This window comes from Exiguobacterium sp. UBA1053, from assembly GCF_002316465.1.
GTDB classification, from domain to species: Bacteria; Bacillota; Bacilli; order Exiguobacteriales; family Exiguobacteriaceae; genus Exiguobacterium_A; species Exiguobacterium_A abrahamii.
The window spans coordinates 161-4,378 of the sequence record NZ_DCDO01000015.1 but is presented as its reverse complement, the minus strand read 5'-3'; the positions used below and the strand labels follow the sequence as shown (position 1 = coordinate 4,378).

General features: G+C 49.0%; 4 protein-coding genes and 1 other annotated feature. All 4 genes read left to right on the top strand.

Annotation, left to right across the window (positions count from 1 at the left end; genetic code table 11):
- The coding region (gene pdxS, locus B3G15_RS13470; RefSeq protein WP_290721773.1) for a pyridoxal 5'-phosphate synthase lyase subunit PdxS at positions 1-845 on the top strand (845 nt) is incomplete at its 5' end.
- Positions 839-1,417 (top strand): pyridoxal 5'-phosphate synthase glutaminase subunit PdxT, encoded by a 579-nt coding sequence (gene pdxT / locus B3G15_RS13465; RefSeq protein ID WP_064299183.1) that lies wholly within the window; start codon positions 839-841, stop codon positions 1,415-1,417. The genes pdxS and pdxT, both read left to right, overlap by 7 nt.
- Before the next feature lie 91 nt (positions 1,418-1,508).
- Positions 1,509-2,624 carry a D-alanyl-D-alanine carboxypeptidase family protein gene (locus B3G15_RS13460; RefSeq protein WP_290721771.1) on the top strand — a complete coding sequence of 372 codons (1,116 nt, stop codon included), beginning with the start codon at positions 1,509-1,511 and terminating at the stop codon, positions 2,622-2,624.
- Between the two features lie 12 nt (positions 2,625-2,636).
- Positions 2,637-2,844, top strand: a binding site (T-box leader).
- Between the two features lie 61 nt (positions 2,845-2,905).
- Positions 2,906-4,183, top strand: a complete 1,278-nt coding sequence (gene serS, locus B3G15_RS13455; RefSeq protein ID WP_050679050.1) for a serine--tRNA ligase — start codon at positions 2,906-2,908, stop codon at positions 4,181-4,183.
- Positions 4,184-4,218 lie beyond the last annotated feature (35 nt).

The window sequence follows — 4,218 nt, the reverse complement described above, 5'->3', positions numbered from 1 at the left end:
CTGAAATGCAAAAGGGTGGCGTCATCATGGATGTCGTCAATGCGGAACAAGCGAAGATTGCGGAAGCAGCAGGTGCTGTTGCAGTCATGGCACTTGAACGTGTTCCGTCTGATATTCGTCGTGACGGAGGCGTCGCACGAATGGCAGATCCGTTGATTACGGAAGAAGTACTCGGAGCGGTCTCAATTCCCGTCATGGCAAAATGCCGGATTGGTCATATCGTCGAAGCACGTGTTCTCGAATCGATGGGGGTCGATTTCATTGATGAGAGTGAGGTCCTGACTCCGGCAGATGAACAATATCATTTACTGAAGTCAGAGTTCACCGTGCCGTTCGTCTGTGGCGCACGTGATCTTGGGGAAGCCGCTCGTCGCATCGCAGAAGGAGCCGCGATGATTCGGACGAAAGGCGAACCTGGGACTGGGAACGTCGTCGAAGCTGTTCGCCATATGCGACAAATTCAAGCACAATTGAAGCAGATTTTACATGTCAGTCCAGATGAATTGATGACATTTGCAAAAGAATGGGGTGCGCCGTACGAAGTATTACGTGATATTCGGACACAGGGACGTCTACCGGTCGTCAACTTTGCAGCCGGGGGAGTCGCGACACCAGCTGATGCCGCACTCATGATGCACCTAGGGGCAGACGGTGTCTTCGTCGGATCGGGGATCTTTAAATCAGAACACCCAGAACGTGTCGCTCGAGCGATTGTCGAAGCCGTTACGTACAAAGATGATTTTGAACGGATCGCGTCTTTATCCAAAGGACTCGGAACAGCAATGAAAGGAATCGATGTTACATCGATGCCGTTTGAGGAACGGATGGCGACACGCGGATGGTAATTGGTATTCTGGATGTTCAAGGTGCGGTCCGTGAACATCGACAGCAACTTGAAGGTCTTGGTGTCGATGTCGTTCTCGTCAAACAAGTGAGCGATCTCGATGGACTCGATGGACTCGTCTTACCAGGAGGCGAATCGACCGCGATGCGTCGATTGATCGAACGCTATGAATTACTGGAACCGCTTCGGGAAAAAGCGACGACGTTACCGATGTTCGGAACATGTGCCGGAATGATTTTACTCGCAACCGCTGTCGAAGCAGGACAAAGTCATCTCAACGCGATTTCGATGACGGTCCGTCGAAATGCCTTCGGTCGACAAATCGATTCATTCGAAGGATTGCTACCGGTTGAAGGAATTGAGGAACCAATCGAAGCAGTATTCATTCGAGCGCCATTAATTCTGTCTGTGGGGGAAGGAACACGAGTGATTGCGAAAGTCGAAGACCAGATCGTTGCCGTCGAGACATCATTACACCTCGCGTGTTCGTTTCACCCTGAATTGACAGAGGACGATCGCTTGCACCGCTATTTTTTACAAAAAATCAAACAGCGGCAGTCCGTCCGTTCATAAAGCGTGGAAGCATCTGACAGGTTCTACTGTCAGGTGCTTCTTTTGTGCTACACTATTCGTAAAACGAATGATTGAGTGAAGGAGAGACACGATGAAACGAATTTTACTACTCTGTTTAAGTGTGCTCCTAGTCGTAGGATTTCCTACAGCGGGACAAGCAGCACCTTCGATTCAAGCAGAGTCTTACATAATGGCCGATGCGGTCACAGGGAAAATCCTCCTTCAATCGGAAGCGGATGTTTCGTTGCCTCCTGCTTCGATGACGAAGCTGATGACGCTCTACCTCGTCAGACGACAAATCGAATTGAAAAAACTGACGTGGGATCAAAAAATCACGCCGAGTGCAAAAGCTTTAAAGCTTGCGAATANNNNAGAAGCGACGTTCGTTGAAAAGATGAATGAGACAGCAAAACAGTTCGGGATGAACGACACGGAGTATGCGAATGCATCTGGTCTAGATGCTGTCGATGCAACCCTTCCAGGAACGAATTTGATGACAGCGACCGATATCGCCTTACTCGTCATTCGCTATATCAAGGATTACCCGGATGTACTGGATGTGACGAATAAAACACAGATGAAACTTGATGGAGAGGTCTTAAATAACTCGAATAAGATGCTGGCGAAGGAAAAATTCGCATATGCCGGTATGCGGGGGATGAAGACAGGAACGACCGATTTAGCCGGTTATTGCTTCGCTAGTGTGACGACGCGGGATAATATGACGCTTGTCACGGTCGTCATGCGAACGGATTCCGATCAATCCCGTTTCAAGGAAACGAAAAAGCTACTCGACTATGGTTTTGCGACGTTCGAGCCGTTGACGTATTACGGAAAAGGCGAACGGATCAAAGACGTTCTTCCGATCAAAGGCGCAACTGTTCGAAAGCTAGACGTCGTCACGGACGGTTCGTTATACGTCACGGTCTTAAAACAAGCGAAGACGCGGGAACCACGGTTCGACTTCTCAAAAACAACGGCTCCTGTGACGAAACAAGAAGTCGTCGGTACGGTGCAGGTCGCGGACGATGGGATCTACCTACCAGGATTTGAGACACCCCGCGTGAATTTGTATAGCGCAACTGCTGTTCCACTTGCGAGTGTTCCGACACGCCTCGTCCGCGCTTGGACAGCGTGGTCGAAGCAAATTGAACAAGCGATTCAACAATCGACTCTTGTCAACTTCCAAGGCGATGGTGTAAAGTAAGACTAATCTCATAAAGATGCTATGAACGGACCAAGTAGATGTATCGATACTGTTAAGAGAGCTAGTGGGTGGTGTGAACTAGTCAGATCGATGGATTGAATCGAGCCGGATCGCACACCTTGCGAACAAGGTGCGGGTACGCCCGTTATCGCGTCTTAAGTTGGCTAGATGTGTCTAGCAATGAGGGTGGCAACGCGGATCCAGGTGATTCGTCCCTTTTCGGTAGAAATACCGGAAAGAGACGAGTCGCCTTTTTTTATGACATAAAGGAGGAATTACAGATGATTGATATTAAACGATTACGCCAAGATTTTGACGCCATTCAAGAAAAGTTAGCGCACCGAGGAGAGGACTTGACGGACATGAACCGTTTCCTCGCACTTGATGAGAAACGCCGAGAACTGATTGCGCGGACAGAAGTGTTGAAAGCAGAACGAAATGAAGCAACGAAAAAAATCGCTGAACTCAAGCGCAATAAGGAAAACGCGGACGAAGCGATCGCTGCGATGCGTAGTGTCGGAGATGAGATCAAGACGCTTGACGACGAGTTACGTGATGTCGAAGCGACATTGAACCAACTGCTCCTCGGTATTCCAAACATTCCACATGACAGCGTACCGGTCGGTTCTTCTGAAGACGATAACGTCGTCTTACGTGAAGTCGGTGACAAACCAGCGTTTGACTTCGAAGCGGTCCCACACTGGGATTTGATGGAGCAATTAAAAATCGTCGATGTCGAACGTGCTGGAAAAGTAACAGGCAGCCGTTTCGTCTTTTACCGCGGAGCGGGGGCACGTCTTGAGCGGGCATTGATTAACTTCATGATGGATCTTCATCAAGATCAGCATGGCTACACAGAAATCTTGCCACCACTCATGGTCAACCGTGACTCTATGACAGGAACAGGACAATTGCCGAAGTTCGAAGAGGATGCCTTTAAGATTGAAGAGACGAACTACTTCCTCGTACCGACAGCAGAAGTTCCGGTGACGAACATGCACCGCGAAGAAATCCTAACAGCAGATCAGTTACCGATCGGCTATGCGGCGTACAGCCAATGTTTCCGTTCAGAAGCAGGTTCTGCGGGACGCGATACACGCGGTTTGATCCGTCAGCACCAATTCAATAAAGTTGAACTCGTTCGTTTCGTCAAACCAGAAGAATCTTACGAGCAGCTCGAATTGTTAACGGGACAAGCAGAGACGGTCTTGAAAAAGCTGAAACTGCCGTATCAAGTATTGAGCATGTGTACAGCTGATCTTGGATTCACGGCTGCGAAGAAATACGACATCGAAGTCTGGATGCCAAGCCAAGGCGTCTACCGTGAAATCTCTTCTTGTTCAAACTTTGAAGATTTCCAAGCACGCCGGGCACAGATTCGTTTCCGCCGCGAAGCGAACGCAAAACCAGAATTCGTTCACACGTTAAACGGTTCTGCCCTTGCAGTCGGTCGGACAGTTGCTGCAATCTTAGAGAACTACCAGCAAGCGGATGGATCAGTTGTTATTCCAGAAGTGCTTCGTCCATACATGGGTGGTCTTGAAGTGATCCAAGCTTAAGTCAGAAGGGGGAGTAATCCCCCTTTCTGTATTTT